Annotated in this window: 25 protein-coding genes; 12 read left to right on the forward strand and 13 right to left on the reverse strand. The window is 62.1% G+C overall.

Annotated features, from left to right (window positions below; all coding sequences use genetic code 11):
* Positions 1-173 precede the first annotated feature (173 nt).
* Positions 174-1,610: an aldehyde dehydrogenase family protein gene (locus AC0L3H_RS31510; RefSeq protein WP_473588080.1), complete on the reverse strand. Its 1,437-nt coding sequence runs from the start codon at positions 1,608-1,610 to the stop codon at positions 174-176.
* Between the two features lie 261 nt (positions 1,611-1,871).
* On the opposite strand from AC0L3H_RS31510, the gene AC0L3H_RS31515 reads away from it, so the two are divergent.
* Complete coding sequence (locus AC0L3H_RS31515) at positions 1,872-2,903, forward strand: hydroxyacid dehydrogenase (protein WP_473588068.1); 1,032 nt, start codon at positions 1,872-1,874, stop codon at positions 2,901-2,903.
* A gap of 29 nt (positions 2,904-2,932) precedes the next feature.
* Here the strand turns inward: AC0L3H_RS31515 and AC0L3H_RS31520 are convergent, their stop codons facing one another.
* The 11 genes from AC0L3H_RS31520 to AC0L3H_RS31570 form a co-directional block, all read right to left on the reverse strand.
* A complete protein-coding gene (locus AC0L3H_RS31520; RefSeq protein ID WP_473588069.1) occupies positions 2,933-3,418 on the reverse strand; it encodes a hypothetical protein in 486 nt (161 codons plus the stop codon).
* A gap of 91 nt (positions 3,419-3,509) precedes the next feature.
* A complete protein-coding gene (locus tag AC0L3H_RS31525) occupies positions 3,510-6,236 on the reverse strand; it encodes a nitrate reductase (protein ID WP_473588070.1) in 2,727 nt (908 codons plus the stop codon).
* Positions 6,237-6,239: 3 nt separating this feature from the next.
* Positions 6,240-6,575 carry a nitrite reductase small subunit NirD gene (nirD, locus tag AC0L3H_RS31530; RefSeq protein ID WP_208602492.1) on the reverse strand — a complete coding sequence of 112 codons (336 nt, stop codon included), beginning with the start codon at positions 6,573-6,575 and terminating at the stop codon, positions 6,240-6,242.
* Positions 6,575-9,025 carry a nitrite reductase large subunit NirB gene (gene nirB, locus AC0L3H_RS31535; protein ID WP_473588071.1) on the reverse strand — a complete coding sequence of 817 codons (2,451 nt, stop codon included), beginning with the start codon at positions 9,023-9,025 and terminating at the stop codon, positions 6,575-6,577. Before nirB ends, nirD begins: the two co-directional genes overlap by 1 nt.
* Before the next feature lie 19 nt (positions 9,026-9,044).
* On the reverse strand, positions 9,045-10,286 hold the full coding sequence (locus tag AC0L3H_RS31540; RefSeq protein ID WP_473588081.1) for an MFS transporter: 1,242 nt from the start codon (positions 10,284-10,286) through the stop codon (positions 9,045-9,047).
* A gap of 115 nt (positions 10,287-10,401) precedes the next feature.
* Positions 10,402-10,593 carry a hypothetical protein gene (locus tag AC0L3H_RS31545; RefSeq protein WP_473490654.1) on the reverse strand — a complete coding sequence of 64 codons (192 nt, stop codon included), beginning with the start codon at positions 10,591-10,593 and terminating at the stop codon, positions 10,402-10,404.
* A gap of 399 nt (positions 10,594-10,992) precedes the next feature.
* Positions 10,993-11,790 (reverse strand): ABC transporter ATP-binding protein, encoded by a 798-nt coding sequence (locus tag AC0L3H_RS31550; RefSeq protein ID WP_473588072.1) that lies wholly within the window; start codon positions 11,788-11,790, stop codon positions 10,993-10,995.
* 11 nt (positions 11,791-11,801) lie between these two features.
* The gene (gene ntrB, locus AC0L3H_RS31555; protein ID WP_473588073.1) at positions 11,802-12,698 is read right to left on the reverse strand and encodes a nitrate ABC transporter permease; all 897 of its coding nucleotides are present in this window, start codon (positions 12,696-12,698) and stop codon (positions 11,802-11,804) included.
* Between the two features lie 59 nt (positions 12,699-12,757).
* The gene (locus tag AC0L3H_RS31560) at positions 12,758-14,074 is read right to left on the reverse strand and encodes a CmpA/NrtA family ABC transporter substrate-binding protein (RefSeq protein WP_473588074.1); all 1,317 of its coding nucleotides are present in this window, start codon (positions 14,072-14,074) and stop codon (positions 12,758-12,760) included.
* 359 nt (positions 14,075-14,433) lie between these two features.
* Entirely contained in the window at positions 14,434-15,672 is a 1,239-nt protein-coding gene (locus AC0L3H_RS31565; protein ID WP_473588075.1) for a CmpA/NrtA family ABC transporter substrate-binding protein, read from the reverse strand.
* Between the two features lie 2 nt (positions 15,673-15,674).
* Positions 15,675-16,274: an ANTAR domain-containing response regulator gene (locus tag AC0L3H_RS31570; protein WP_023796771.1), complete on the reverse strand. Its 600-nt coding sequence runs from the start codon at positions 16,272-16,274 to the stop codon at positions 15,675-15,677.
* A 998-nt stretch (positions 16,275-17,272) separates the two neighbouring features.
* Here AC0L3H_RS31570 and AC0L3H_RS31575 point away from each other — a divergent pair.
* The 11 genes from AC0L3H_RS31575 to AC0L3H_RS31625 all read left to right on the forward strand — a co-directional run bounded on the left by AC0L3H_RS31575 (position 17,273) and on the right by AC0L3H_RS31625 (position 25,840).
* Positions 17,273-17,440 carry a hypothetical protein gene (locus tag AC0L3H_RS31575; RefSeq protein WP_287055084.1) on the forward strand — a complete coding sequence of 56 codons (168 nt, stop codon included), beginning with the start codon at positions 17,273-17,275 and terminating at the stop codon, positions 17,438-17,440.
* 690 nt (positions 17,441-18,130) lie between these two features.
* The gene (locus AC0L3H_RS31580) at positions 18,131-18,415 is read left to right on the forward strand and encodes a DUF982 domain-containing protein (protein ID WP_287217585.1); all 285 of its coding nucleotides are present in this window, start codon (positions 18,131-18,133) and stop codon (positions 18,413-18,415) included.
* Between the two features lie 465 nt (positions 18,416-18,880).
* The gene (locus AC0L3H_RS31585; protein WP_473493525.1) at positions 18,881-19,180 is read left to right on the forward strand and encodes a DUF1236 domain-containing protein; all 300 of its coding nucleotides are present in this window, start codon (positions 18,881-18,883) and stop codon (positions 19,178-19,180) included.
* Between the two features lie 329 nt (positions 19,181-19,509).
* Positions 19,510-19,875, forward strand: a complete 366-nt coding sequence (locus AC0L3H_RS31590; RefSeq protein ID WP_473588076.1) for a hypothetical protein — start codon at positions 19,510-19,512, stop codon at positions 19,873-19,875.
* A 300-nt stretch (positions 19,876-20,175) separates the two neighbouring features.
* On the forward strand, positions 20,176-20,661 hold the full coding sequence (locus AC0L3H_RS31595; protein WP_287055076.1) for a hypothetical protein: 486 nt from the start codon (positions 20,176-20,178) through the stop codon (positions 20,659-20,661).
* 737 nt (positions 20,662-21,398) lie between these two features.
* On the forward strand, positions 21,399-21,941 hold the full coding sequence (locus AC0L3H_RS31600; RefSeq protein ID WP_473490664.1) for a hypothetical protein: 543 nt from the start codon (positions 21,399-21,401) through the stop codon (positions 21,939-21,941).
* Positions 21,931-22,326, forward strand: coding sequence for a phage holin family protein (locus AC0L3H_RS31605; RefSeq protein WP_127318649.1), 396 nt, complete (start codon positions 21,931-21,933; stop codon positions 22,324-22,326). The genes AC0L3H_RS31600 and AC0L3H_RS31605 overlap by 11 nt, the downstream gene beginning before the upstream one ends.
* Positions 22,323-23,228, forward strand: a complete 906-nt coding sequence (locus AC0L3H_RS31610; RefSeq protein ID WP_473588077.1) for a hypothetical protein — start codon at positions 22,323-22,325, stop codon at positions 23,226-23,228. The genes AC0L3H_RS31605 and AC0L3H_RS31610 overlap by 4 nt, the downstream gene beginning before the upstream one ends.
* Positions 23,228-23,971 carry a hypothetical protein gene (locus tag AC0L3H_RS31615; protein ID WP_473588078.1) on the forward strand — a complete coding sequence of 248 codons (744 nt, stop codon included), beginning with the start codon at positions 23,228-23,230 and terminating at the stop codon, positions 23,969-23,971. The genes AC0L3H_RS31610 and AC0L3H_RS31615 overlap by 1 nt, the downstream gene beginning before the upstream one ends.
* A 102-nt stretch (positions 23,972-24,073) precedes the next feature.
* Positions 24,074-24,778: an SGNH/GDSL hydrolase family protein gene (locus AC0L3H_RS31620; protein ID WP_473490666.1), complete on the forward strand. Its 705-nt coding sequence runs from the start codon at positions 24,074-24,076 to the stop codon at positions 24,776-24,778.
* A 501-nt stretch (positions 24,779-25,279) separates the two neighbouring features.
* On the forward strand, positions 25,280-25,840 hold the full coding sequence (locus AC0L3H_RS31625) for a DUF1003 domain-containing protein (RefSeq protein WP_473490667.1): 561 nt from the start codon (positions 25,280-25,282) through the stop codon (positions 25,838-25,840).
* Between the two features lie 133 nt (positions 25,841-25,973).
* On the opposite strand, the gene AC0L3H_RS31630 is transcribed toward AC0L3H_RS31625, so the two are convergent.
* A complete protein-coding gene (locus AC0L3H_RS31630) occupies positions 25,974-26,294 on the reverse strand; it encodes a hypothetical protein (RefSeq protein WP_473588079.1) in 321 nt (106 codons plus the stop codon).
* Positions 26,295-26,783 lie beyond the last annotated feature (489 nt).

Below are 26,783 nucleotides of genomic sequence, written 5' to 3' on the forward strand. Positions count from 1 at the left end.
CGTCACATCAAAGGAATGCGCCAACTACTTCACCGAGGCCGGCTATGTCCCAACCTAAAATCATCGCGCTCTAGCGCCCAGTGGTCGCTGTCGTTTCGGCCACGAAGACGTTCGCCTTCCCGGCAACTCGCGCTTGCTGGGAAGGCCGTTCGATTTCGTCTGGCTTGATTTACTTAGCCGGCGAACGTGTAGGCGGTCTTTACCGTAGTGTAGAATTCCGCTGCGTAGCGGCCTTGCTCGCGCGGGCCGTAGCTCGATCCCTTGCGTCCGCCGAAAGGCACGTGGAAGTCAACGCCCGCCGTCGGCAGATTGACCATCACCATGCCGGCCTCCGAGTTGCGCTTGAAATGCGTGGCGTGCTTGAGGCTCGACGTGCAGATGCCCGACGTCAGCCCGAACGGCGTGTCGTTGGCTACCGCCAGCGCCTCGTCATAGTCCTTGACGCGGATGACGTTGGCGACCGGACCAAAAATCTCCTCGCGTGAAATGCGCATGGCGTTGGTGGCTTGCGTGAACAGCGCCGGTTGCAGGTAGAAGCCGCGGGTGTCGCGATCGAGCCGCTCGCCGCCGAAGGCGAGATCGGCGCCTTCCTGGCGGCCGATGGCGATATAGTCTTCGTCCTGTTTCAACTGGCTCTGGTCGACGACGGGTCCGATCTGGGTTTTCGCATCGAGGGCGTCGCCGACGACCAGCTTGGCGAGGCGATCTTTCATCGCATCGACGAAGCGGTCATGGATGCCGCCCGTCACGACCAGGCGGGACGACGCCGTGCAGCGCTGGCCGGTCGAGAAGTATGCGCCATTGATCGCGCAGTCGACGGCGACGGCTAGGTCTGCATCGTCGAGCACGACGAGCGGGTTCTTGCCGCCCATTTCGAGCTGGTACTTGCGTATGTGCTCGACGCTGGCGGCAGCCACGCGCTTGCCGGTGCCGACCGAGCCGGTGAAGGTGATGGCATTGAGGTCAGGGCTGTCGAGCATGGCCTGGCCGACTACCGAACCCTTGCCCATGGCGAGATTGAGCACACCCTTAGGCAGGCCCGCACGGTGCAATATGTCGACAATGGTCCAGGCGCTCTCCGGAACCAGCTCGGCCGGCTTGAAGACGATGGTGTTGCCGTAGGCCAGAGCAGGAGCTATTTTCCACGCCGGGATGGCGATCGGGAAATTCCAGGGTGTGATGATGCCGACGACGCCGACCGCTTCGCGTGTGATCTCGACACCGACGCCGGGCCGCACGCTTGGAACCAGCTCGCCCGACAGGCGCAGCGTCTCACCAGCAAAGAAATCGAAGATCTGGGCGGCCCGCACGGTTTCGCCAATTCCCTCGACCAGCGTCTTGCCCTCCTCGCGCGCCAACGCCCGGCCGATTTCATCTTTCCGCGCGGTGATCTCGTCCGACGCCTTCCTCAGCACCGCATGGCGTGCCAGCAAGCCCGATCGGGACCACGCAGGAAATGCCGCTTTCGCCGCCGCGATGGCCTGCCGCGCCTGCTCGGCGTCGCCCGACGCGTATTCGCCGACCACGTCGTCGAGATTGGAAGGGTTGATGTTGCGGGAGCCGGCATCGCCCACCCACTCGCCATCGATGAGGTTCTTTCGAAACGGGATCATGTCGCTGTCTTCCTTGTCCTTCGATTGCCGTCTATCTGGACCACCAGCCGCCACACCGCAAGGCCGCCAGCCGCAAAGTTCTGCTCCTCGACAGGCATGTGCTAAGCAGGTTTCGGAAAAGTGTTCGATGGTTTTCCGATAAAAACCTCAGACAAACACAACCCGGCAGGCGAAGCCCGGCAAGCCTGCTTGGGTGTCGAGGTGGCAAACCATGATTCTAGTGCGGCGCGACGCGGATCGCGCCAGGAGGAGGCTGCCATGTCCGACAGCGCGTTGCCGCTGGTGATCAGTGCGCCCGAGCCACGCACGCTCGACCTGATTTTCACGCCCGGGGCACTGGCGAGATTCCGCGCCAGATACCGTATCGTCGAAACGTCGCCAGAAGGCGTCGCGGCCCTGGCACACGATGTGCTGGCCGAGGCGCGCTACATCGTCGGCCAGCCGCCGATCGCGCCGGAGACGCTGGAAAGGATGACGGCGCTGCGCTGTGTCTTCAATGTCGAGAGCAACCTCATCAACAACATGCCGTATGAAACGCTGTTTTCGCGCGGCATCCATGTCGTCACCACCGGCATGGTGTTTGCCGAGCCGGTGGCCGAGCTCGGTCTTGCCATGGCGCTCAACCTCGCCCGCGACATCGTCGACGCCGATCTTGCGTTTCGTCAGGGCAAGGAGCTGTGGGGCGGCGAGGGCAACCGGGCGGCGCGGCTTCTCTCCGGCGCGGATGTCGGTATCATCGGCTTCGGCGATCTCGGCCGTGCGCTCAACCGGCTGCTGTCGGGCTTTCGCACGCGGACCAAGGTCTTCGATCCGTGGCTGCCGCCCTCGATCCTGATCGAGAACGGCGTCGAGCCGGCTTCCCTCGACACGGTTTTGTCGAGTAGCGATTTCGTCTTCGTCGTCGCTTCGGTGACCAGCGAAAACCAGGGTTTTCTCGGCACTGAGGCCTTTGCCAGGATGCGCAAAGGAGCCGCCTTCATCCTGCTCAGCCGTGCCGGCGTGGTCGATTTTCCGGCGCTGATGGATGCAGTTCGCAGCGGCCACATCGTCGCCGCCAGCGATGTGTTTCCGCAAGAGCCGCTGGCGCAGGACCATCCTGTCCGCACGCTGCCCGGCTTCCTGCGCTCCGCCCACCGGGCCGGCGCGCTCGACATCGCTTTCAAGCGCATGGGCGACATGGTGCTGGAAGACATGGACCTGATCGACCGCGGCCTGCCGCCAATGCGTTCGAAGCGGGCCGAACGCGAGACCGTTTCGCGCATGCGCTCGAAGCCGGTCGACAAGAACTGAGCCGTCAGGCCCAGCGGCTGCGAGGTTTCTCAGATGGTGAACGACCAGAACAGGCAGGCGAGCGTCGCTGCGGCGAAGACGACAAAGAACAGGCTTCTCAGCAGGATATTGCGGCGCAGCTCGTTCATGAAGAGATGGCAGCCGACGACGGCCGCGACAAACAGGAACCGCCAATTCAGCAGTACCGGCAAGACATTGCTTCGATCGAAAGCCCATCTGGCGGCGAGGCCGCCAATGATGGCCGCGAACAACACGATGACTGTCCAGAAGATCGCATCCGCAGCATGTGTAAGGACGATGCCGGCGACCCTGATCGGCAGGATCATCATCAGCAGCGCGCTGAAGAAGTACACGGCCGCGAGTGGGATAAACGTCCCGGCATCGGCGACGTCGTCCAGGCGTTCTGCGCCAATCGCACCAAAGGGATAGCCATGCCTGGCCACTGCCAGGCTGAGAGCCATCAGCAAAGCCGTCAATATGGCCACCAATGCGAATGAAGTGAGGGCTTTGCTCATAAGGGTCCTGCTCGGAACGAATCGGATAAGGACGTTGGTAGCCCACGGTTTGTAAATTGCTGGTAAGCGTCGCGACGCGCTTTGGAGGCCCTCACTCCGCCGCGTGAAGGCGCCGCGCCTCGATGATGGTCCTGATCTCGGCGCGGCAGGAGCCGCAATTGGTGCCGGCATGCAAGGTGGCGCCGATCGCTTCGACGCTTACGCAGCCTCCGCGCACCGCTTCGGCGATCTGATTGGCGCCGACCCCGAAACAGGAGCAGACGATGGCGCCGCGATCGACGCTGTTGCCGCCCGGCCGCCCCGCCACGATCGCCAGTCGCCCGCGCCGATCCGCATGGTCCGCGCTCAACTGCTCGACCGCCCAGCCGCGAGACACCGCGACCGGCCTGGGCGCAAGATAGAGCGCGCCAGTCAGCCGGCTGCCGGCAAAGCGGGCGAAGCGATAGTGCCCGCCGGCGACATCATGATAGGCGAGCGTCTCGCCTGGCGCGTCCGCCCCGAAAAGCGAGGCCGCGAAACCCGGCCAGTCCCGGTCGGCTTCCAGCGCAAGCTCGAGACGCCAGCCGGCGGCGCAGCGGGCGAGGCTCCAATAGTCGGCGTCGATCGAGGCTGGCCGTTCGGCAAGCACCGCGAAGCCGAACGCGACGGCAGCGAAGCGTTCCACCCGGGCGGCAACATTCTTCGAGGCCGGCTGTCCTGAAATCGGATCGGTGATGGGCGCCACCAGCGCATCGACACGAGCCCGCGCGGAAAACTGGTCCGTCCAATGCATCGGCACGAAGACCGAGCCTGGCCGCTGCCGCACCGTCACCAGCGCACGAAGCAGCACCTCGCCATGCTCGGTTGAGACGCGGACGATGTCGGCATCGCCGATGCCGAAGTGCTGCGCGTCCGCCGGGTGGATTTCGGCGAACGGCTCGGCCAGGTGCTGCGACAACCGCTGGCTTTTTCCCGTCCGCGTCATGGTGTGCCAGTGGTCGCGAACCCGCCCGGTGTTGAGCACCAGCGGGAATTTTTCGTTCGTGCGGGTTTGCGGAACTGGACGGATCGGGATGAAGCGCGCCTTGCCGTCGGGTGTGTAGAAGTTGCCGTTGGCGAAGAAGCGGGTGCTGGCTGAGCTATGTCCAGCTTGAACACCCCCCTCTGGCCTGCCGGGATGGCCGGCAGGCCAGAGGGGGGTGCGTTGGCTCGGCGCCGGCCATTGGAATGGCGCCAACTCGTCGTAGTCTTCTCCATCGACCCCGGCATACGCACCGATGTCGAAATCGCGGGCGCCGTCATTCTCGAACGCCGACAGCGCGGCGTGCTCGGCGAAGATATCGGCTGGCGACGGATGCGAAAACGCTTCGTCAAAACCCATCCGCTTGGCGACTTCGGCGACGATCCACCAGTCGGCCCTTGCCTCTCCGGGCGTGGCCAAAAAGGCGCGCTGGCGCGAGATGCGGCGCTCCGAATTGGTGACCGAGCCGTCCTTCTCGCCCCATGCGGCGGCGGGCAGCCGGACGTGGGCGTGGCGGACCGTGTCGGTCTTGGCCAACACGTCCGACACCACGACAAACGGGCAGGCCTTGATCGCCGCCTCGACGGCATCGGCGTCCGGCATCGAGTCGACCGGGTTGGTAGCCATGATCCACAGCGCCTTGATGCGCCCATCGGCTACCGCCTGGAACATCTCGACCGCCTTCAGGCCGGGCTTTTCGGCGACGGCCGGCGCACTCCAGAACCGGTGCACGCGGTCGCGGTGCTCGGGGTTTTCGATCTCCATATGGGCGGCCAGCATGTTGGCCAGGCCGCCGACCTCCCGACCGCCCATGGCGTTGGGCTGGCCGGTCACCGAAAACGGTCCGGCGCCGGGCTTGCCGATGCGGCCGGTGGCGAGATGACAGTTGATGATGGCGTTGACCTTGTCGGTGCCCGAGGACGACTGGTTAACGCCCTGGCTGTAGACGGTCACCGTATTCGCCGTCGCGGCGAACAGGCTGTAGAAGCGGACAAGCTCGTCCTCGCCGAGGTCAGTGGCAGCGGCGATGCCGGGAAGGTCGAGCGCGGAAGCGGCAAAAAGGGCTTGCCCGAAGCCGGTTGTGTGCGCCGTGATATAGGTGCGGTCCAGCGCGTTGTGCTGGCCGAGATAGGCGAGCAGCCCTGTGAACAGCGCGACGTCGCCATCCGGTGCGATCGCCAGATGCATGTCGGCAATATCTGATGTCATCGTGCGGCGCGGGTCGACCAGTACCACCTTCATGTCGGGCCGTTTTTCCCGGGCAGCGGCAATGCGCTGGTAGAGCACCGGATGGCACCAGGCGAGATTGGAGCCGACCAGCACGATCAGATCGGCGAGTTCCATATCCTCGTAGCTGCCCGGCACCGTGTCAGAGCCGAAGGCGCGGCGGTGGCCGGCAACCGACGAGGCCATGCACAGGCGCGAATTGGTGTCGATATTGGCCGAGCCGATGAAGCCTTTCATCAGCTTGTTGGCGACATAATAGTCCTCGGTCAGCAACTGACCGGAGACGTAGAAGGCGACCGCGTCGCGACCGTGCTCGGCGATGGTCCGCGAGAAGGTCGAGGCGACGAGGTCGAGCGCTTCGTCCCAGTCGGTGCGGCGACCGTGGATCTCCGGATAGAGCAGCCGTCCGTCTAGGTCGATCGTCTCGGCCAGCGCCGAGCCCTTGGAACAGAGCCGGCCGAAATTCGCCGGATGGTCAGGGTCGCCGCGAACGGTTACCTCACCGTTCGCGGCGACCTTCGCCAGCACGCCGCAGCCCACCCCGCAGTAGGGGCAGGTGGTCCTCACCTCGCGCGCTTCGTCGATCTTCATAATTCAAGCCGCGCGACTGGCCAGCGCTTCCAGCGCAATGAACAGGCGCTCGCCCTCGATCCGCACCGGAATGGTGCGCACCGCACCTTCGTCGGCGCCGAGCGCCTTGCCGGTTTCCAGCGAGATCACCCAATTGTGCAGAGGACAGGTCACCGCCGCGCCATGGACGATCCCCTGCGAGAGCGGCCCGCCCTTGTGCGGGCAATGGTCCTCGATGGCAAAGACCTGGTCGTCTGCGGTGCGGAAGACGGCGATCTTGCCTTGAGGCGTGGCGACGCAGCGCGCGCCGCGGCGCGGAATGTCTGAGAGCGTGCCGACAGCAATCCAGTTCATCATCATCACTCCGCCGCCTGCGCGAAGCCGACCGAAGCCATCGGCCGGAATTCGTGCTTGTCCTTGCCGGAAACGCGCTCCGACCACGGATCGACCTGCGCGAATTTCTGCGAAAAGACAAAGCGGTCGAAATAGGCCTTGCGCTTCTCGCCATCGTCCATGATCTGGCGCTTGATCTCGGCGATGCCGATGCGCTTGGCCCATTTGTAGATGCGCTCGAGATAGCGGCCCTGCTCGCGATACATCTGCGTCAGCGCCACGATATGCTCCAGTGCCTCGTCCTCGGTCTTGACCAGGCCGAGCACCTCGGTTCCCTTGATGTCGAGGCCGGCTGCCCCGGCGAAATGGATCTCATAGCCTGAATCGACGCAGATCACGCCGACATCCTTGCAGGTTGCCTCGGCGCAGTTCCGCGGGCAGCCCGACACCGCCATCTTGACCTTGGCCGGCGTCCACGAGCCCCACATGAATTTCTCGATGCGGACGCCGAACCCCGTCGAATCCTGCGTGCCGAAGCGGCACCAGTCCGAACCGACGCAGGTCTTTACGGTGCGCAGTCCCTTGGCATAGGCGTGGCCGGAGACGAAGCCGGCCTGGCCGAGATCGGCCCACACCGCCGGCAGATCCTCCTTGCGGATGCCGAGCATGTCGATGCGCTGGCCACCGGTGACCTTGACCATTGGAATTTCGAATTTGTCGACGACGTCGGCAATGGCGCGCAGTTCGGCGGCATTGGTGACGCCGCCCCACATGCGCGGCACCACCGAATAGGTGCCGTCCTTCTGGATGTTGGCGTGGACGCGCTCGTTGATGAAGCGCGACTGGTAGTCGTCGGCATACTCGTCCGGCCAGTCGCAGACGAGATAGTAATTGAGCGCCGGCCGGCATTTGGCGCAGCCGCAGGAGGTGGTCCATTCCAGTTCCTGCATGACGGCGGGAATGGTCTTCAGGCCCTTGGCCTTGATCAGCCGGCGGACCTCATCATGGCCGAGCGTGGTGCAGCCGCACATCGGCTGCACCGCCGCCGGATTATATTTGTCGCCGATGGTAAGTACCATCAGCTTCTCGACCAGCCCGGTGCAGGAGCCGCAGGAGGCGGACGCCTTGGTGTGAGCGCGCACGTCGTCGAGCGAGGTCAGGCTTTTGGCCGTGATCGCGCCAGTGATCTTTCCCTTGCAAACGCCGTTGCAGCCGCAGATTTCCGCATCATCCGGCAAGGCTGCAACGGCCGCCATAGGGTCCAGGGAGGCGCCTCCCTGGTATGACTGGCCGAAGATAAGCGTGTCGCGCATTTCCGATATGTCGGTCTGCTTCTTCTTGAGGTCGTTGAACCAGGCGCCGTCCGCCGTCTCGCCGTAAAGCACGGTGCCGATGATGCGGTCATCCCTGAGCACCAGGCGCTTGTAGACGCCGGCCGCGGCATCGCGCAGCACGATCTCCTGGCGGTCCTCGCCCTCGGCAAAGTCGCCAAGCGAGAACAGCTCGATGCCGGTAACCTTGAGCTTGGTCGGCGTGTCCGAATGGACGAAGGCGGCGGCCTCGTCGCCGGCCAACTGGCTGGCGGCGACACGCGCCATCTCATAGAGCGGTGCGACCAGGCCGTAGACCATGCCGTTGACCTCGGCGCATTCGCCGAGCGCGAAGATGTCGGGGTCGTTGCTGCGCATGCCGGCATCGACGACGATGCCGCGATTGACGGCAATACCGGCCTCTTTGGCGAGAGCGGCGTTCGGCCTGATGCCGACCGCCATCACCACCAGCGTCGCCGGGATGATGGTTCCGTCGGCGAGTTCCACCTGCTCGACCTTATCCTTGCCTGTGATCGCCTGGGTGTTGGCCTTGGTGATGACCTTGATGCCGCGCTGCTCGACGGCCCGCTGCAGGAGATAGCCGGCGGCCGGATCGAGCTGTCGTTCCATCAGCGTCGGCATGACATGCAGCACGGTGACGTCCATGCCCTGCGCGTTCAGGCCCGCAGCCGCCTCCAGCCCTAGCAGGCCGCCGCCGATGACCACGGCCTTGGCCCGTGACTGCGCGGCCAGCATCATCGCCCGAACGTCGTCGAGATCGCGATAGGTCAGCACGCCCGGCAGATCGTGGCCGGGCACCGGGATGATGAACGGCACCGAGCCGGTGGCGATGACGAGCTTGTCGTAGGGCTCGGTGACGCCGTGGTCGGAGGTGACGGTCTTTGCCTGCCGGTCGATGGCGACGATCTTGTGGCCCTTGTAGAGGGTGATCCCGTGCTTGATGTACCAGCCATCGCCATGAATGATGATCTCTTCATAATCCTTTTCGCCTGACAGAACCGGCGACAGCATGATGCGGTCGTAGTTCACGCGCGGCTCGGCATTGAAGATGGTGACCTGGTAGAGGTCCGGCGCCTTTTCCAGCAGGTGCTCCAGCATGCGCCCGGGGGCCATGCCGTTGCCGATGATGACGAGTTTTTCGGTCATGTCCTGATCCACTCCGGTCTCACTCAGCCGCGTAGGAAAGGCCTGAAGCTTCGGCGGCGGCCGCGCGCTCCATCCGCCGGATGCTGAAGTGCATCCAGGCAAAGCAGGTGGCGACGATGACGAAGAGCAGCATGAAGCAGCTCGACCAGACGCCGGTGAGGTCGTTGAGTGCGCCGAAGGCGATTGGCAGGACAAAGCCGCCGAGCCCGCCAATCATGCCGACGACGCCGCCGACCGCGCCGACACTCTGCGGGTAGTAAGCCGGGATGTGCTTGTAGACGGCGGCCTTGCCAAGGCTCATGAAGAAGCCGAGCACGCAGGCAACGGCTATGAAGGCGAGCGGGCCGATCTCGAAATGGAAGGCGATCGGCCCGCTGATGCCGTGCACGACGTAGTCTGCCGAGGGGAGAGACAGAACGAGAGTCGCGACGGCACTGACCGCGAAGGTCCAGTAGAGCACGGTGCGGGCGCCGATCCGGTCGGAAAGCACGCCGCCATAGGCGCGGAAGATACTTGCAGGGATCGAATAGGCCGCGCCGATCATGCCGGCGGTCGCGATGCCAAAGCCGTAGACGCCGATCAGGTAGCGCGGCAACCACAGCGCCAGCGCCACGAATGCTCCGAAGGCGAAGAAATAATAGAAGGCGAAGCGCCAGACCTGCAGGTTCTTGAGCGGCGCGAATTCCTGCAAGAAGCTTCTCGCGGGCGCTGCCTTGCCGGCGCGGCGCTCGCGGATGACCGGATCGTCGCCGGTCGTGAACCAGAAGACGGCGGCCATGACGACGAGTGCTGCCGCCCAGATCAGCGCGACCGACTGCCAGCCCCAGGAGAGAAGCACGAACGGTGCCAGGAACTTGGTGACCGCGGCGCCGACATTGCCGACACCGAAAATGCCAAGCGCCGTGCCCTGCTTGCCGGCCGGGAAGAAGCGCGAGACATAGGCGACACCGACGGCGAAGGAACCACCGGCGAGCCCAACGCCTAACGCGGCGACCAGCATCTGTCCGTAGGTTTGCGCAAAAGCGAGCAGGAAGGTCGCGACCGCCGCCGCAAGCATGGTCGCGGTGTATACCAGCCGTCCGCCAAAACGGTCGGTCCAGACACCGAGCACCATGCGCACGAGCGAACCGGTGAGGATCGGCGTGCCGACCAGCAGGCCGAACTCCGTCTCGTTCAGCCCAAGGTCCTGCTTTATGCGCACGCCGATGATTGAAAATATCGTCCACACCGCGAAGCAGACGGTGAAGGCGATGGTGGACATCACAAGCGCCTGGCGGGGAGCATTGTCCTGGCTGGGCGCGGCTGGGAGATTTGCGGTCAACGTCTGGCTCCGGTTTGCGGCGTGGGAGGCACCGCGGATGTTTGTGGGTGAATGATCAGCGGCGCGGCATCAGTGCGTCCAACGAGACCGGGCTCGCCACGGCCAGGTCCTTGTTTTCCGTCTTGGCGCCGACGGGAAACAGCAGGAGCGCGGCGGTGAACAGTGCCGCCGTCAGCGCGCTGCTGGCCAGAAAATCGCGGCGCGTGAAGTCCGCGAGGGACGCGCCAGTTCCGATCCGTTTCGTCATCGTCGTCTCCGGTTGGGCGCCGCTTGGGACCAGCGCCGTCGATCGCGTAAAAACAAAAAAAGCCGCCGGTCAGGTCTTTGCGCGTCCGTCCATCCGGGATCGCGTATTGACCTGAGCGGCAGCTTTGCCTGTGGCGCCCGCCATTGGACGCCGTGTCACTTGGCCCTTTCGGACCTACAATCTGAAAAGCAGGAAGCGTGCCAATTCGACAGCGCTCCAGATTATCGAATTAAATCAATGTGAACCGCAGCCGCGCGATTTTTGACCAAGCCCGGCAGCGGATCAAAGATTAGTCAGAATGCCTTGCACAGCAGCATAATATTTGTGCAATGCGGTAGATTGCTCATTGCCGATGCAGATTGCCAATTGTACATGATGACGCGTTTTTCGGTCATGGCCTTACTCCGCGGCTTCCACTAAGCGGTGGCGTTCGTAGAGGAACTTCAGCACCGCCTCGCGGCAGCGCAGGAAGGTCCGGTCGGAGGAAAGCTCGATGCGCCGGCGCGGCCGGGCCAGCGGCACCGCAAGCACCTCGCCGATGGTCGCCGCTGGACCGTTGGTCATCATGACGATGCGATCGGACAACAGCACCGCCTCGTCGACATCGTGCGTGATCATGATCGTCGTCGAGCCAAGCCTCGAATGGATATCCATCACCGCATCCTGCAGATGGGCGCGCGTCAGAGCGTCCAGCGCACCGAAGGGCTCGTCGAGCAGCAGGATCTTCGGCTCCATGGCCAGCGCGCGGGCGATGCCGACGCGCTGCTTCATGCCGCCCGATATCTCGGCGGGCCGCTTGTCCCTGGCATGCGCCATCTGCACGAGGTCGAGATTGCGCATGATCCAGTCATGCCGCTCGGCCTTGGTCCTGGTCGAACCGAACACCTTCGACACCGCCAGATTGATGTTCTCGTAGACGGTGAGCCACGGCAAAAGGCTGTGGTTCTGGAATACCACGGCGCGCTCGGGTCCGGGGCTGTCGACCTCCTTGTCCTCGAGCAGGACCGCGCCGGCGGAGACGCTGGTCAGCCCTGCGATCAGGTTGAGCAAGGTCGACTTGCCGCAGCCGGAATGGCCGATGATGGAGACGAATTCGCCTTTGTTGATGGTCAGCCGGATGTCTTTCAGCACCTCGCTGACCTGGCCGCCGCGGGCAAAGGATTTGTCGATATGGTCGAGTTTCAGGTAGGCCGTCATCGCCCCTCTCCTCACTTTGCCGTTGTGCCGCGGGTGACGAAGGCGCCGGCCGCCGCGACCAAGCGGTCGAGGCAGAAGCCGGTGACGCCGATATAGGCGAGCGCGACGATGATGTCGGGCAGCCGCGACGAGTTCCAGGCGTCCCAGATGAAGAAGCCGATGCCGACGCCGCCTGTCAGCATTTCGGCGGCGACGATGGCGAGCCAGGACAGGCCGATGCCGATGCGCAGGCCGGTGAAGATGTAAGGTGCCGCGGCCGGCACCATGATCTTTACGAAGAATTCGAGCTGGTTGAGCCTGAGGATGCGGGAGACGTTTCGATAATCCTCTGGAATGTTGCGGACGCCGACGGCAGTGTTGATGATCACCGGCCAGATCGAGGTGATGAAGATGACGAAGATCGCCGACGGGCTGGAATCGCGGAAGGCAGCCAGCGACAGCGGCAGCCAGGCGAGCGGCGGCACGGTGCGCAGAATCTGGAACACAGGATCGAGGCCGCGCATCGCCCAGATCGACTGGCCGACCAGCGCACCGAGCGCGACGCCGACGATGGCAGCCAGGCCGAAGCCGATGGCGACCCGCTGCAGCGAGATCAGCACCCGCCAGGCCAGTCCGATATCCTGCGGACCATAGTCGAAGAACGGATGGGCGATCAGATCGTAGGCCTCGTTCCATACCTGGCTAGGTGGCGGCAAGCTGGCATTGGGCGACGAGCAGGCGACCTGCCAGACGACGAGCATGACGATGATGACGACGGCCGGCGGCACCAGCGTGCTCGCCAGCTTGCCGGCGATCGCGGCGGGATCGAAGCGGCGCCTCACCTTGGCGGTGAAAGCTATGACCTCTGCAGGCTTGGCAGGCGCGGGGAACGCCTTCACCTTGGTGTTCTCAATGGCTTGAATAGACATTTCGCAAAAAGCTCCTTGAGCACTGGCAAGCGGCGCAGCGGCGGCGCTTGCCGTCGACGTCAGGCCGATGCCTTGATCTTGAGGCTGTCGAGATAGGCGGACGGGTTGGCCGGATCGAAAATCTTGCCGTCAAAGAAGGTCTCGACGCCGCGCGATGGAGACGCCGGGATATCGGCCGCAGCAACGCCAAGATCCTTGGCCGCCGCGCGCCACAGATCTTCGCGGTTGACTTGATCGACCAGCGCCTTGATGTCGGTGGTCGCCGCGAATTTGCCCCAGCGGATGTTTTCGGCGAGGAACCAGCTGTCGTGGCTCTTGAACGGATAGGACACGCCGCCCTTCCAGAACTTCATGTAGAGGTCGGTGCCGGTGGCGACGCGGTCATTGCCGTAATTGATGTCGCCCTTGAGGCGGCCGATGATGTCGGCTGTCGGCACGTTCATCCATTGCCGCTTGCCGATGATGGCCGCCATCTCGTCCTTGTTTTCCATGGCTTCGCACCATTGCTGGGCTTCCATGACGGCCATCAGGATCGCCTTGGTGGCGTTCGGGTTCTTGTCGATGAAGGCGGCGCGCAGGCCGAGCGCCTTTTCCGGATGGCCTTTCCACAACTCGCCCGTGGTGGCGGCGGTAAAGCCGACGCCCTGATGGACGAGTTGCTCGTTCCATGGCTCGCCGACGCAGAACACGTCCATGTTGCCGACCTTCATGTTGGCGACCATCTGCGGTGGCGGCACGACGATGGTCGAGACATCCTTGTCGGGATCAATGCCGCCAGCGGCCAGCCAATAGCGCAACCAGAGGTCATGAGTGCCGCCCGGGAAGGTCATGGCGGCCTTCACCTCCTTGCCGTCGGCCTTCTTGGCCGCGAAGGCCTCCTTCAGTTTGGAGGCGTCGAGGCCGACGCCGGTGCCGGCATATTCCTGCGCGACGGAAATCGCCTGGCAGTCGTAATTCAGCCGCGCCACGATCGCCATCGGCATCGGCTGGTTGTTCTGCGTCACCTTGCCGGTATGCATCAAGTAAGGCATCGGCGTCAGGATATGGGCGCCGTCGATGCCGTTGGCTTCGCCGCCGAGCATCAGATTGTCGCGCGTCGCGCCCCAGGAGGCCTGCTTGAGCACCTCGACATCGGGCATGCCGAATTTCTCGAACAGGCCCTTCTCCTTGGCGATCATCAGCGGCGCCGCGTCGGTCAGCGCGATGAAGCCGAGCTTGGCGCCGGTGACTTCCGGTGCCGCGGGCGCCGCATAGGCGCCAGACGGCAGCAGCGCACGTGCCGCTGCCAGGGTTGCCGCGGTGGCAGCACTTGCCATCAGAAAATTGCGGCGGGTCATGCCCTCGAGAGGGGCTTCAGTCTTGATGCGTTTCGTCATCGTCGTCTCCCGTTGGGCACTGCTTGGGATCAGCGCCGTCGATTGCCGTGCTCGGTCAAAACAAAAAAGCCGCCGGCCAGGCCGCGCGCGTCCGTCCATCCGGGATCGCGTGTTGACCTGAGCGGCAGCTTTGCCTGTAGCGCCCGCCATTGGACGCCTGTTCCGTGACCCGAAAAGAGTCTGCCTATTGCAATGCAGGAACCGTGCCAGTTTCGGAATGGATGACAAACATCAATGAGATCAACGGCATGCCACAATCATCGGCGCGCTGGCCCGTTGGGCGAGCAAGCCAAAGATTGTTCATTAGCGCCGTGGCACGCATAATTTTTGTGCAATGCACAAGAATGGCGCGAAAATGATCAGGCTTCGGCGCGCGCCAATTTCTGCCCGGCAATGTAGGCGTCGACCTCGTCGGGATCGAATATCTGGCCATCAAAGAAACCATCGGGGCCGAGCACCAGACTGGCGCCGGCGGAGCCGACAGGTGTGGCAGACGCCAGCGCGCCCTCCACCTTAGAATTGGCGCCGGGAAGTGCGACGCCGAGCGGCTTCAGCGCTGCGCGATAGAGGTCGGGCCGGTAGGTGTCCCGCGCGAGCGCCATGTGGGCAGCGCTGTGCTTGACCTGCCCCCAACGGACCATCTGCGTGTAGAACCACAGCGCGTGGCTTTTCCACGGAAAATTTGCCGCCTTGCCGAAAGCCAGAAAGAAGTCCTCGACGGTCAGTTCCGCGCCGCCGCCCAGCGCGAGATGTCCGGTCAGGATCGGCATCTGTAGCGCCGGCGAAAGGCCGAGGAAGGAAGGCTGCGCCATCAGGGCGGCCAGTTCGCCGCGGTTTGCCGGATCCTGGCACCAGCGCGCGGCGTGATGGAGCGCGCGCAGCAGCGCCGAAAGCGCTTCCGGGTGTTTTTCGGCCCAGGCCTTGCGCACGCCGACGACTTTCTCGGGGCTGGTCTTCCAGATGGTGGCCTTGACCGTGGCGATATGGCCGGTGCCGGCGACGACCGAGGCGCTGTTCCACGGTTCGCCGGCGCAGTAGCCGTCGATCCTGCCGGCGGCGAGTGCGTCGGCCATGAAGGGCGGCGGCACGATGACGATTTCTATTTCGCGCGACGGATCGATGCCGCAGGCGGCGAGCCAGTAGCGCAGTTCGTAATTGTGTCCGGAGTGCGGATGCACGACCGCAAAGCGCAGCGGGTCGCGACCGGCATTTGCCCGTTCACGGATCAGCGCTCCCAGGGCCTTGCCGGCCCGCGCCGGATTGAGATCGGGCAAGGCGCCGTGCGCGGCCATGCCTGCCCAGAGCGTGTTCGAAACCGTTACGCAGTTGCCGCCCAGCCCCAGCGAGAACGGCACGATCGTGTCGGAGGCGAGTGGGGTGAGCCCCAGATTGCAGGCGATCGGCATCGGCCCCAGCATATGCGCCAGGTCGAAATGTCCGATCGCGATGCGGTCGCGGATGTTGGCCCAAGAGGTTTCGCGGCTGAGCGTCAGGTCGACGCCTTCGCGCGCGGCAAAGCCGATCTCCCTCGCTGCGACAAGGACGGCGCTGTCGAAGAGCGGCATGAAACCGGCATTGATCTGGTGTTCGACCGCCATGCTCAACTCTCTCCGGGATCCAGAAGGCCTGCCGCCGTCACCAGGCTCTGCGCGATTTCGCTGATCTTGCGGTTCTGGTTCATGGCAGTCTTGCGCAGAAGCGTATAGGCCGCGTCCTCCGACAGGCCGCGTGATCGCATCAGGATGCCCTTGGCGCGGTCGATGACCTTGCGGTCCTCCAATTCACTGCGGGCTTCCTCAAGTTCGCGCGCCATCCGCGAGAACGCGTTGAAGCGGCTGATCGCCATGTCGAGGATCGGCTTGACGCGCTCCTGGCGCAGCCCGTCGACGACATAGGCGGAGACCCCCGCTTCCACCGCAGCTTCGATTGAAGCCTGATCCGACCGGTCCACGAACATGGCGATCGGCCGCTTCACCACGCGCGAAAGCTGGAACATGTTTTCAAGCATATCGCGGTTGGGGTTTTCGAGATCGATGACGATTACGTCCGGTTCGATCTCGGCAATGCGCCGCGCTATTCCCGCAACATCGTGAACGACCGTGACCTGCTCATGCCCGGCCTCCCGCAATCCCGCCTCGATGATGGAGGCGCGGATGTGGTTTTCGTCGATCACCAGGACGGTGAGGGATTTCCGGATCATGCCGCATTTTGCGCACGCAGCGTGATTGTGCAATGCGGCATGGCGAGAATTGACGAAGTCATCGCTGCGGGGACTGTAACATGTTCGCGGAACCGACCGTTAAGCCTCTCTAAACGCATCTGACTTTGCTTTTGTATCCACCGCGCTATTTCCAAATTGCGACCTTGTCTCGCTGGCTTTGAAATTGGAGGTTTCCATGGATCGGCGATTATTTTTGACAGGAGTGTTTGGCATTGCTGGGGCAGCAGCCCTTGCGAGCGCAGTTCGGCCAATCAACGCGGTGGCCGGCGTACCGAGCGCCAGAAGTGGCATCCTCGATGAACTCGACGCGCTGGAGACAGAGCCGTTCGAAGATGAGGATACTCAGGCGGAGCCGGTCCGACATCGGAGCTGGCACCGCAGGCGGCGGCGCCGGCGGCGGGCTTGGAGAAGGGCCTGTCGTCGTGCCTGGCGATATGGCCGTCTGCGCAGACGGTGTTTTCGCAGGCGTGTTTGGGTCTGGGACTGGTATTATTAGCAGTTAGTGTGCTGAAAACCCCGGTGGTTGCCGGGGTTTTCAGTCTCAGACTAGCTGAATACGGCGAATTTTTCAGGGATCCGCGCGAGTTGTCGGGCCTGCCAGTGATAGGCAGGCCTAAATCAGACTTGATTTTCCCAAGAGAAAACTTTCCGCCGCTTTGGGAATCGTCCCACCTATGATTGTAAACGGTCCTTAGTCAGGGTGGAACTTTAGAGAATTCTAATAATTGTCTGTGACCAGTTGGCGTGCTCTTCGCTGCCCGCTGCAGATCGGCCCCACACCGATCGGGCCCGCGCTCTCGGCCAGAGGCGCGGGCTTTTCATTGACGTGCCGTAAGGGCCGCGGCCGAAGAACGGGATGGCTCCAACAAGGCGTTACCCGGTTTTCCATTCCTCTACGGCTAACTCGGTGCTTTTGTTAGTCACGCGCTTGGGAACAAGCGCCAGATAGCGAAGTTACAGCGTAAGGAGTTTCTCCTATGGCTGACGAACAGGATAGAGCGCCGAACAACCCTGAAATCGTGGTTCGACGCTTGGTCAAAGAGACCGGCATCACCGAAGAACAGGCCCGAGAGCTTATCTCCTTCCTCGGGTTCCATTGGGCATCTCTGCTCCGGGAAGCAAAGTCGCTAGCTGCAAAGCGGTAGGCGCGTCTGTTCAGATTATAATCGCCGCTCGGTGAACGACTAAGGCGTCTCGCCCGCCGTGCCGAAAGGCGCCTGGGCTTTTTGGTTGTCCGAGATGTCCTGAATCGTATTTAGTTGCGCAGAATGTTTTAGCCCGAGAGGTGGTATGCCGATTTATCGATAAGCTAAAGAAGCTGGCGTCTTCAGTGCATCCGAAGTGGCTACGCTGGGCCGTGTGTTTGACCGGCTCAAGAGGGAGGGCGACTCCGAACATCTACGTGAGGCTCTCGCGTCCCGGATCCTTGCAAAGTATACGGCCGGTATCACTGACGAGGACGAACTTGTCTCAGCGTCGAAACTGCCGTTGGGTCGGTAGACGGAACCAAGGTCCTGCTTTCGCCGCTTTTTTTCGACCCTTCGCTGGAACATAGGTTCAAGCCGGAAGTTCGGGGCGTGCAGCATGGTCTTGGTCCCTCTCAAGATTTGCTGCCGGTCGGGTGATGCTCCGATCAGCCCGCGCCCTCCCTTGTGAGGCGCGGGCTTTTCCGTTCAGGAACCGAAACTATCAGGGCTCTTCGGACGTCCAGGCCCTGGCGCCGAGCAACGCGGCCTGGACCCGGCGAATCAAGAGCACCACTGCCCCGACGAACATTCATGCAACCACCGCCATGTGTTCGCGTTTAGCCACTTCAATTCTGGAGAGCGACACAGATGCCGGCGTTTATTCCGATTACAATTTACCTGAATGACAGATCGATGCTGGTTGCGTCGATCCCTGATGCTGAGACGGCGCTTCAGCAACCATGGCCATTCATGGGCAAGCCATCCCGACTTGAAGCAATTCGAATGATCGAGGATTGCCTAGCCGGACACTGCACCCAACAAGCCGCGTTCGATGCCTTCAAGGCGGCCGCAAGTGAACAGGGGCTTCTTAAGCGACAGCCTCCAAGCATAGGCCTTAGGAAATTCGACGGGGTTGCCGAAGACCTGCTGTGAGGTGTCTCCGCCCCTCTGACTTTGAACCACTGAGAGGCCTCCGCCGGGTGGACTTTGCTCAGCCGCACGGACCACCCGCCAATCGAGGAATGGCGGGTGCTCCTTTATCGGCGCAGGAAGGGACGTAGCTGCGCAGATGTCAAATGGTTGGCCTTTAGCTAACGATTATTCCAATCGCCAGGAATGTGATCGAAACTGCGAAGACCGGAGCGAGTAACCAGCGGGCTTGGTGGACACTATTTTCCATGGGCTCCTTCCCGTGAACTTGCAGGGATCAACGACTATGCGCAGCGGCGGTTCCGGGTGGCGCTATGTCCGGCCTATTACGCCAAAACAGGCGAGACTAGGTCCTGTCGCGCGTCAGACCAAAGTCCCTCAAGGGGAACAAATGCAGCTGCCTGAGGTTGGATACCTGGCGCTAAGGCGATCCCGTTCAGCGCATCAGCCCTCACGAAGGAGACAGTTATGAGAATGCATCTTTCCACTGCAGCCGCGGGATTTCTGCTGCTGGCGGGCCTCGGTGCTGCTGCCGCTCAGGACGTAGTCATCGAGCCTGAACAGGAGACGGTCATCAGGGAATACGTGAAAAAGCAGCCGCTCGCATCGGTGAAAATCCCTGGAGTGGAGCTCAATATCGGCTCAACCCTGCCCGAGACGGTCGAACTTCATGAAGTCCCCAACACCAAATACCGCACCGTTGTCGTCGACAACCGGACCGTTCTCGTTGACCCAGGCACACGCAAGATCATCAAGATCATCGAATGACGTAAGCGACTGGGAGAACAGCCCGCCGTGCCGAAAGGGTGCGGCGGGCTTTTTTATTTTTGGAACAAAGCCGCGATGCGAGGCCTGCCGTAACAATCAATTTGCTGAAGCTTGTCATGTCATTATGTCGAGAACGGGATCGTATGCCCTTGAGACGAGCGACCATCTGCTTTCGACTGCGGTTAATCGGCGGCATGGACAAGCTCGTTGACGAGAACGGGCCGAGACGGAAGGACTGGGGCTATGGAACCCTGAACAGGCGCATGTTGTTGGTGGTCATTGCCGGCCCCCTATCTGGACCCGCAAAATCCAAACAGAAGGAGTAACGAGTGTTGGCCAGTCACCGAGGAAGGCGCGTCCGCGCTGAGATTGCTCTTGCCCAGAACCTGATGCTCGCGCCCTGGGTTGTGGGGTTGCGGTTGCCGATCCTGGTTGCCGAGGCAACCGGTTCGCTGGTTTCAGGTCGGCCGGAAACCGTCAAGGCGGTGAGCGAAAAAGTTTCGGCCCTTGCGCAGGGGATTCTTGCGGCACAGGTGGCTTGGACGCGGGGCGCATTGACATTGCCGCTCGCCATAGCCGACGCGTCATCGCCGCTGGCCGATATCGGGCGATCAATGGCCCTTGCTGCTCTTGAGCCTGCGGGGCGGCAGGTTCGCCTAAATCACCGCCGGCTTTCCAGGCGCCGCAAACGGTGAAGCCGCAAGAGGCGAAAACACCCGCAGCAAGGCCGCAACTGCCGCAGTCCATCGATGAATGTGCGATGGCAGTGTAAAACTTGGCGGAATTTCAATGAAACCTCTTCCGGGGCGGCGGCGCAGAAATGATTTCTACCACCGTATACCCGGGCGGTCGCAATCACCTGACAGACGCGAAAAGAACGCGCCGTCGGCGGATTAACACTTCAGTCGGGATACAGCTCCTTGCCGTTAATGGAGGTGTCGGGAACTGAGCTTCGGTTCGGCGGTTAAAAAAGAGGGAGAGTTACGGAGGTTAAGGTGAACGGCTTGCTGAAGACTGGACTTTCGACAGGCGTGACCGGCACGGTCGCAAGTGTTGTGACGGCGGCGTTCCTCGCCCTTCTGGCCAAAGCCGAAGGAAAGTCGGCGCTGCAGCCGACCAACGCCACCAGCCACTGGCTCCACGGCGACAAGGCTGGTGCGGTTAGGAAGGCCGACCTCGCGCACACTGCGGTCGGCTTCGGCACCCATCATGCTTCGGCCATATTCTGGGCCGCTCCTTTCGAGGCTTGGCTCGCCAGAAATCCTCCGCGGTCGCCGCTACTGATGCTGCGCGATGCCTCCGCGGTAGCCGCGATCGCTGCGGCTGTGGACTATCTCGTTGTGCCGAAGCGGCTGACCCCGGGCTGGGAGACAGTGCTTTCTAAGCGCTCCATCGCAGCTGCGTATGTAGCGCTCGCTCTAGGTTTGGCTGCCGGCGGACTAGTCGCGCAGGAGATGCGAAAAGGCAAGGTAGGGCCATAGCGCCGCGCATTTCGTGGCCATTGAACGCGCCAGCTGTCCAAATGGCCCGAGCAGCGGGTAGAGCCCTCGCGGCGTGACGGGCGGAGCCGATCTATACATGGCCGGCCCACTGCGGCTCTGCGCGAACGCTGAGGCGGCGCGGTTGCAGGGGCGCGAAGCGGAATCCAGAGCCCTGCGGCCCGCTTTTCGCGTCATTGACTGCTAGGGCCTCGATGACCGGCGCAAGATCACTTCCTCCGGCCAGGACGGCAACTTGCGCCTCTTCTCCAGTCCTAGCCCGTTTCAGCGCTGTCTCTATGGGGGTCTCGAGGTTGCCGATCTCGTCTTCTCGTACCGCGTGACCGTAGCCTGCCGCTTCGGCATCTTGCTCGAACTGCTGAGCTCAAGGCGGCAATGCTCACGCCGCTTTCGGCAGGAAGGTTGCCGACGTTCTCCTGTAGCCAGTTTTCGAAGAATTCTGTTGTAGGGCTCATGCGCATCTCCTTCGGGAGATGAACGCCCTCCGGCCCGAGGCGACGGCTTTACTCCACTTCAGCACGTCCAGGCACCCCTTAATTTGAAGCACGCTGCCTGCACGACCATCTGTCCAGGGTCGAGGGTGGAGAGAGATTCGCGCCGGCAAAAAGTTGGCCGCCTTACAGGGGCTGCCAGGCGGCCAGACCGCTATCTACATTGTTTGAGCAGTTCCAAGGAACCAACGAGTTTTCCCGCAGTTTTGTCAGTCAATGGAGGAAATTATGAACAACCAAAACATGGAACGGGATTCCGCGCCCAAGACACCAGATGACAGTGCAAAGAAGGACGTTGGGGCAACAGTGGGCGGCGCGTTCTCCAAGGCATCCGATTTGGCTCAAGAGGCAGCCGATACGGTCAAGCAGTCGGCCGCGGATGGTGCGTCAACAGTTGCCAGCCAAGTAAAGGAAATGCTGGATCGTAAGGTCGGCAGCGGTGCCGAGGTGATGGGTCAGCTCGCAAGCTCGACAAAACGCGCTGCCGAGGACCTCGACGAAAGCGCACCGCTAGTCGCCGGTGTGGTCCGTACGTTCGCCAACCGAATCGACGGGTACGCAGACGATCTGCGGGACCAGTCGGTCGATCAGCTGGTCCGCGCCGCCTCCGATTTGACAAGGCGTCAGCCGGCATTGGTGTTCGGACTTGCCGCCCTTGCGGGCTTTTTGACATTTCGAACGCTGAAGAGCGCACCTCCGGCGTCGCCGCTTTCCAACGAGCCTATGCACGAACGTAACCGGCAAGGAGCGAACGAATTCCATGGCACATGAGCAGCTCAAGAATTCCACGCTTCCTCGCGCACTGTCCGACGTCGTTGCCGACCTTGCCGATCTTGTTCAGAAGGAACTGCGACTGGCGCGCGCGGAGTTGTCTGAAAATCTCTTTGCCAAATTTCGGGCGGGTATTTGGATGTCCACTGCTGGCGTGCTGGGGCTGATCGCGGCATTTTTGGCAGTGCAGGCGCTTGTCTTCGGGATAGCGAGCGTTGGGATCGCAGTGCACTGGTCCTGCCTGATTGTTGCCGCCATCACGGCCGGGGCTGGAGCGCTCGCCTATTACAAGGGCCGCATGGACGCACACAAGGAGATAACGCCGACCCGTTCCATCCATCAGATCAAGCAGGACATCTCGACAACCAAGGAGCATCTGTCATGAGCCGCGAATCACGTACGGCCAATCTCGGAACGGCGGAATGGCTCATCGGCGCCGCCAAAAACAACCCGGAAGGTCTTCTCCTCGTTGCGGCCGGCTGCGCATTGTTGATGCGCCGCGGCGGGTCATCGGCCATCAGTAGCTTCGGGCATGCTGAGGAATCCCGCGGAAACAATGGCCACCGAAAGGCTCAGTCAAGGTCTTCGAGCACGCGCCCCGATGGACACGAGGCGGAAACCAGAGAAGGCGGCGCCCCAGCGGCGGTAGAGGCAGCACGTGAATATGTTTCCGAGATCGGCGAGAAGGTGGCGGCAACCGCAAGTTCCTACGCATCCTCGGCATCGACATATGCGGACGAGGCGCGACGCAACGTCTCCCAGACATCGGAACAATTCGCCCGGCAGGCCCAATCCACGCTCCAGGATACGATGAACCGTGTGGCGCAAGAGCAGCCACTGACGCTGGCGCTGCTCGGTTTTGCCGCCGGGGCGGCTGTTGCAGCTGCCTTCCGGACCACTGACATTGAGAACCGGACCCTTGGCCCAGCCGCAGAGCAACTGACGGACACCGCAGAAAGGGCAGGCGAACGGCTAAAGGAATCGACAGAGGAGGCGGGCAAACGTCTCAGGAGGGCAGCCAAGGAGCGCGGCCTTGATGCCGATGGCCTCAAGGAGGTTGCGAGCGACGTGGCTGGTGCGTTCGGCAGCGCCTTGTCGGGCGAGCACGCGCAGGCGCCATCCGCGAGTTCGGGTGGATCGCGCGCTCAATCGGCTCAGCGCGGCATGCCCAAGTCGGGCGGCATGGGCCGCTCGCAAGATAACTCGGCCAAATCGGACCAATCGCCACAATCGGATGCCTCTCGGCCGAGCAAATCCGGACGGTCTAGCGGCAAGCGAGGGTCATAATGGGTGAGGCAAGTCTCCGCCAGCTCGAACATGATGTAGAGGCAGCCCGGGCTAGGCTCGCCGAACATCTGTCGACGCTGCGATCGCCAAATACATTGTCCGAGTTTACCGACGAGCTGAAGCAAGAGGCGCTCGAGGCAAAGGACGCGCTGGTCGAAAAAGCAAGATCGACCGCGCAGTCGACGGCTCAGGGGATCGTCGATGATCTCAAGGCAAAGGCGGCAGCCAACCCGAGCGCCGCATTGGTGATTGGGGCTGGTTTCGCTTGGCGTCTCCTGCACCGTCCGCCGATTGCAACTGCTTTGATCGGAGCGGGACTATTCAGCCTGTTGCGGACACCTTCAATACCAGACATGGGCGAGCAAGTTGATCATTTCTCCTACGCCACAGAGCGCTTGAAGGAGCAAGCCGGCGAGCTGGCGGAGAAGGTCGGCGAACTGGGCGCCGAGACGGCGGGAGCAGTGAAGGAGCAAACAACTGAGCTGGCCGGCGCCGTCAAAGAGAGAGTGCGGGATTGGAGCGCCGGGACGCCGAACATGATTGACGATATGCGGCAGACCTCCGGCGAGGCGGCCCAGCGAGTAGCCGCCACAGCCGGCCGGGCATCATCGGCTGTTCAGGGCGTCATGAGCGATCAGGAGACTCGAGACAAACTCCTGCTGGGCGCCGCGGGAGTAGCCATAGCGGCCGCTTTGGCTCTTGCGTATCAGCGGCGGGAAGAGGAGAGGACGGCGGACGATTGATCCGGAAAGCGGAGCGAACTCGAACAGCAGCCACTGAAGGCTCGCGCACGAGCGACAGTCGTGGGAGATGCCAGTCTGGTAAAGATATCGCGCAGGAGCCTGTTGCTGGCCGCCGCCGCGGGACAAGCATTTTCCACCGTACAAACTGTTTCCGCCGAGGACGTGGGGACGATGAACAAGGTTGTGCTACTAGGCGATTCGGTGTTCGACAACAGCGCCTATGTGGCCGATGGAGCAGATCTATTGGCCCACGTTTTGCGTCAGCTCCCGATCGGCTGGTTGGCCATGCTGCTTGCCGTTGACGGCAGCGTCATGGCGGATGTGGGCCGGCAACTGAACCGCCTGCCATCCGACGCCACTCATCTGGTGGTAAGCGTGGGAGGGAACGACGCACTCGGCGTCTCCTCCGTTTTGAACGCTCCATCGCGGTCCGTTGCCGACACTCTGCTGAGGCTCGCCGAAATTAGAGAGCAGTTTTGCTTGGAGTATATGTCGACGCTGGATGCCGTTCTGGCTGTAGGGCTGCCGACCGCGATTTGCTCGATCTACGATGTCCGGTATGCCGACCCCGACCAGAGACGCATTGCGGTAACGGCCCTGTCGATCCTCAACGATTGCATCACACGAGCAGCCGCCGTGCGCGGCGTTCCGCTTATCGACCTTCGCATTGTCTGCGGCGAGGACGCCGACTTTGTCAACGCCATCGAGCCTTCGGAACAGGGCGGCAAAAAGATTGCCGCGGCGATCGTGTCGTTCCTTGCAAAGCACGAATTCCGAAGCGGGCGTGCCGAACTGATTGTTCGGTAGCAGCGCTTGCAGTTGCCATTCATGGTCGATCGGGCCTTCCTCGGCGTTGCGGAGGACGAGGCAGCCGCTGAGCGGGCGTTTGTGGCCCCTCCTAAGCGCGGACTTGTTCTCCCCCATTATCGCATCAGATTTGGTCAATGAGAAGCGGTCCTAGCCAAGTGACCGGCGCGAACAAAACAGTTTCTGACCCGGTTCTCTTGCCCTGGTGACGCGCCTTCGTGTTCGGAGAACGAAATTCGCGTGGTGCCTCACCAGGATACGGACCCAGGCGCCGATTGCACTCACTAGCTTCGGTCCTCGACCATAGCGAAAGACGCTCAGCGGCCAGATCACCCTGCCTTTCCTTAGCAATGGCGACGCCAAGCGTCTAAGACCCCGAAATCGCCCGAGTAAATGAGGAGAGCCAATGATTAGACGGCTCTAGTCGGGAACAAAGTCGAATACCCATGATTTGTACGTTGCCCAGAGTGGCAGGACCGATAGCTATCCAACGGGTGTTCCATGGATTCTCCAACGTTGCCTCCGCCACCTCCGACTGAACTCAGCCAAGCACTGAAACGCAATATCCAAGCGATTGAGGAGCGCCGGGCGAAGGAAGCCAGCGATGCAACTTTGGAAGAGAAAATCGCTGAGGCGATTACTTCTTTTACGGGCAGTATGCGTTTCGTGTATCTTCACTTGGCCGTGTATGGCGGCTGGATCGTCTCGAACTTGGGCTGGATACCGATCACTCCGCCATTTGATCCGACATTCGTGATATTGGCCATGGTAGCTTCCGTCGAGGCCATATTTCTCTCGACCTTTGTACTGATCAGCCAAAACCGGATGTCAACTGCCGCAGACAAACGGGCGGATCTGGACCTTCAGGTGAGCCTGCTGACGGAGCACGAACTCACAAAACTTACTGAACTTGTCGATTCGATAGCGGATCGGTTGAATGCAAAACCAGCCTTAAGCGATATAGAAGTCGGCGAGATTAAGAGGGACATTGCGCCAGAAGCAGTGCTGGACGAAATCGAATCGAAGCAGCTGGAGGCTGCGAAGAAGCTGGACCAGCGCTGAATCGACACAACGCCCTAGTGTCGTGATTTCGAGTTCGGTTGATTTTGATTTCGGGCTTCGGGCGAACTTCGAAGTCAAAATGACAGTAGAAATCACAGGTTGCTAATGTCGGCAACGCCGCCCTACAGGAACTTCATATCGTCATAGGTAGGACAAAGATCGCTGACGTGTTCCGTATTCCTTCCACCTCGTGAAGCGAGGTCTCTTTACAGCGCGCCCTGGTCTTCAGCGAGAAAATTGCTGCAGTGACTGCCTCCCGACCTTCACCGGTCCCCTTGCGGTAGTGGCTTTCGGCGACTGGTGCGTTGGCCTTGATGGCGCCGCTCTCGAACTCATGCTCGTCTGTAGCGAGCACGCAGGCGATGTTCATCGCGCCATTGACGGTGGAATTGAGATGAGCGGCACGTTCCTTCGATTTTTCACGCAGTCGACGCACCCGCCTTTCGGCCATCATAGCGGCGTGTTCAAAGTCGCCTATGCTCTTCGCAGAGAACCCGGCTGCTGCAGCGTGCGTTGAAGAACTCGCGCTCGCGGAGCAACTGTCGTGGTTCGAGACCAACATGGCAGGACCGACGCGGTTTTCGGCATCACATCCTCCCCGTGCACAAGGGACGGCGATCTCTTAGGTCAAGGCCAGCGCGGACGAGCATGTTCGGAGGTTACGCCCACTTGTCGCTCTCGTTGAAGCGGGCGCATCAGGATCGACGAACTACGGACGAAGCGGCCCGGCTATATCGTCCTCGAGGACGACCATCAGGTGGTTGCCCTGCCATTCGCCGACACGCCGCGCTGAGTCAACTTTCCACCCCAGCCAGACCTTCGACGCTGATTTCGGGGCGTTCTGCGGCTCTGCGGAGATCTCACGTGATCTGCGCATTAGGTGTTGCGCTCGCCCGAACGCGACTGCTGGTTGGCAGCATCGGCCGATCCGCCCAGCGTGTCG

The organism is Mesorhizobium sp. WSM4816, from assembly GCF_055811535.1.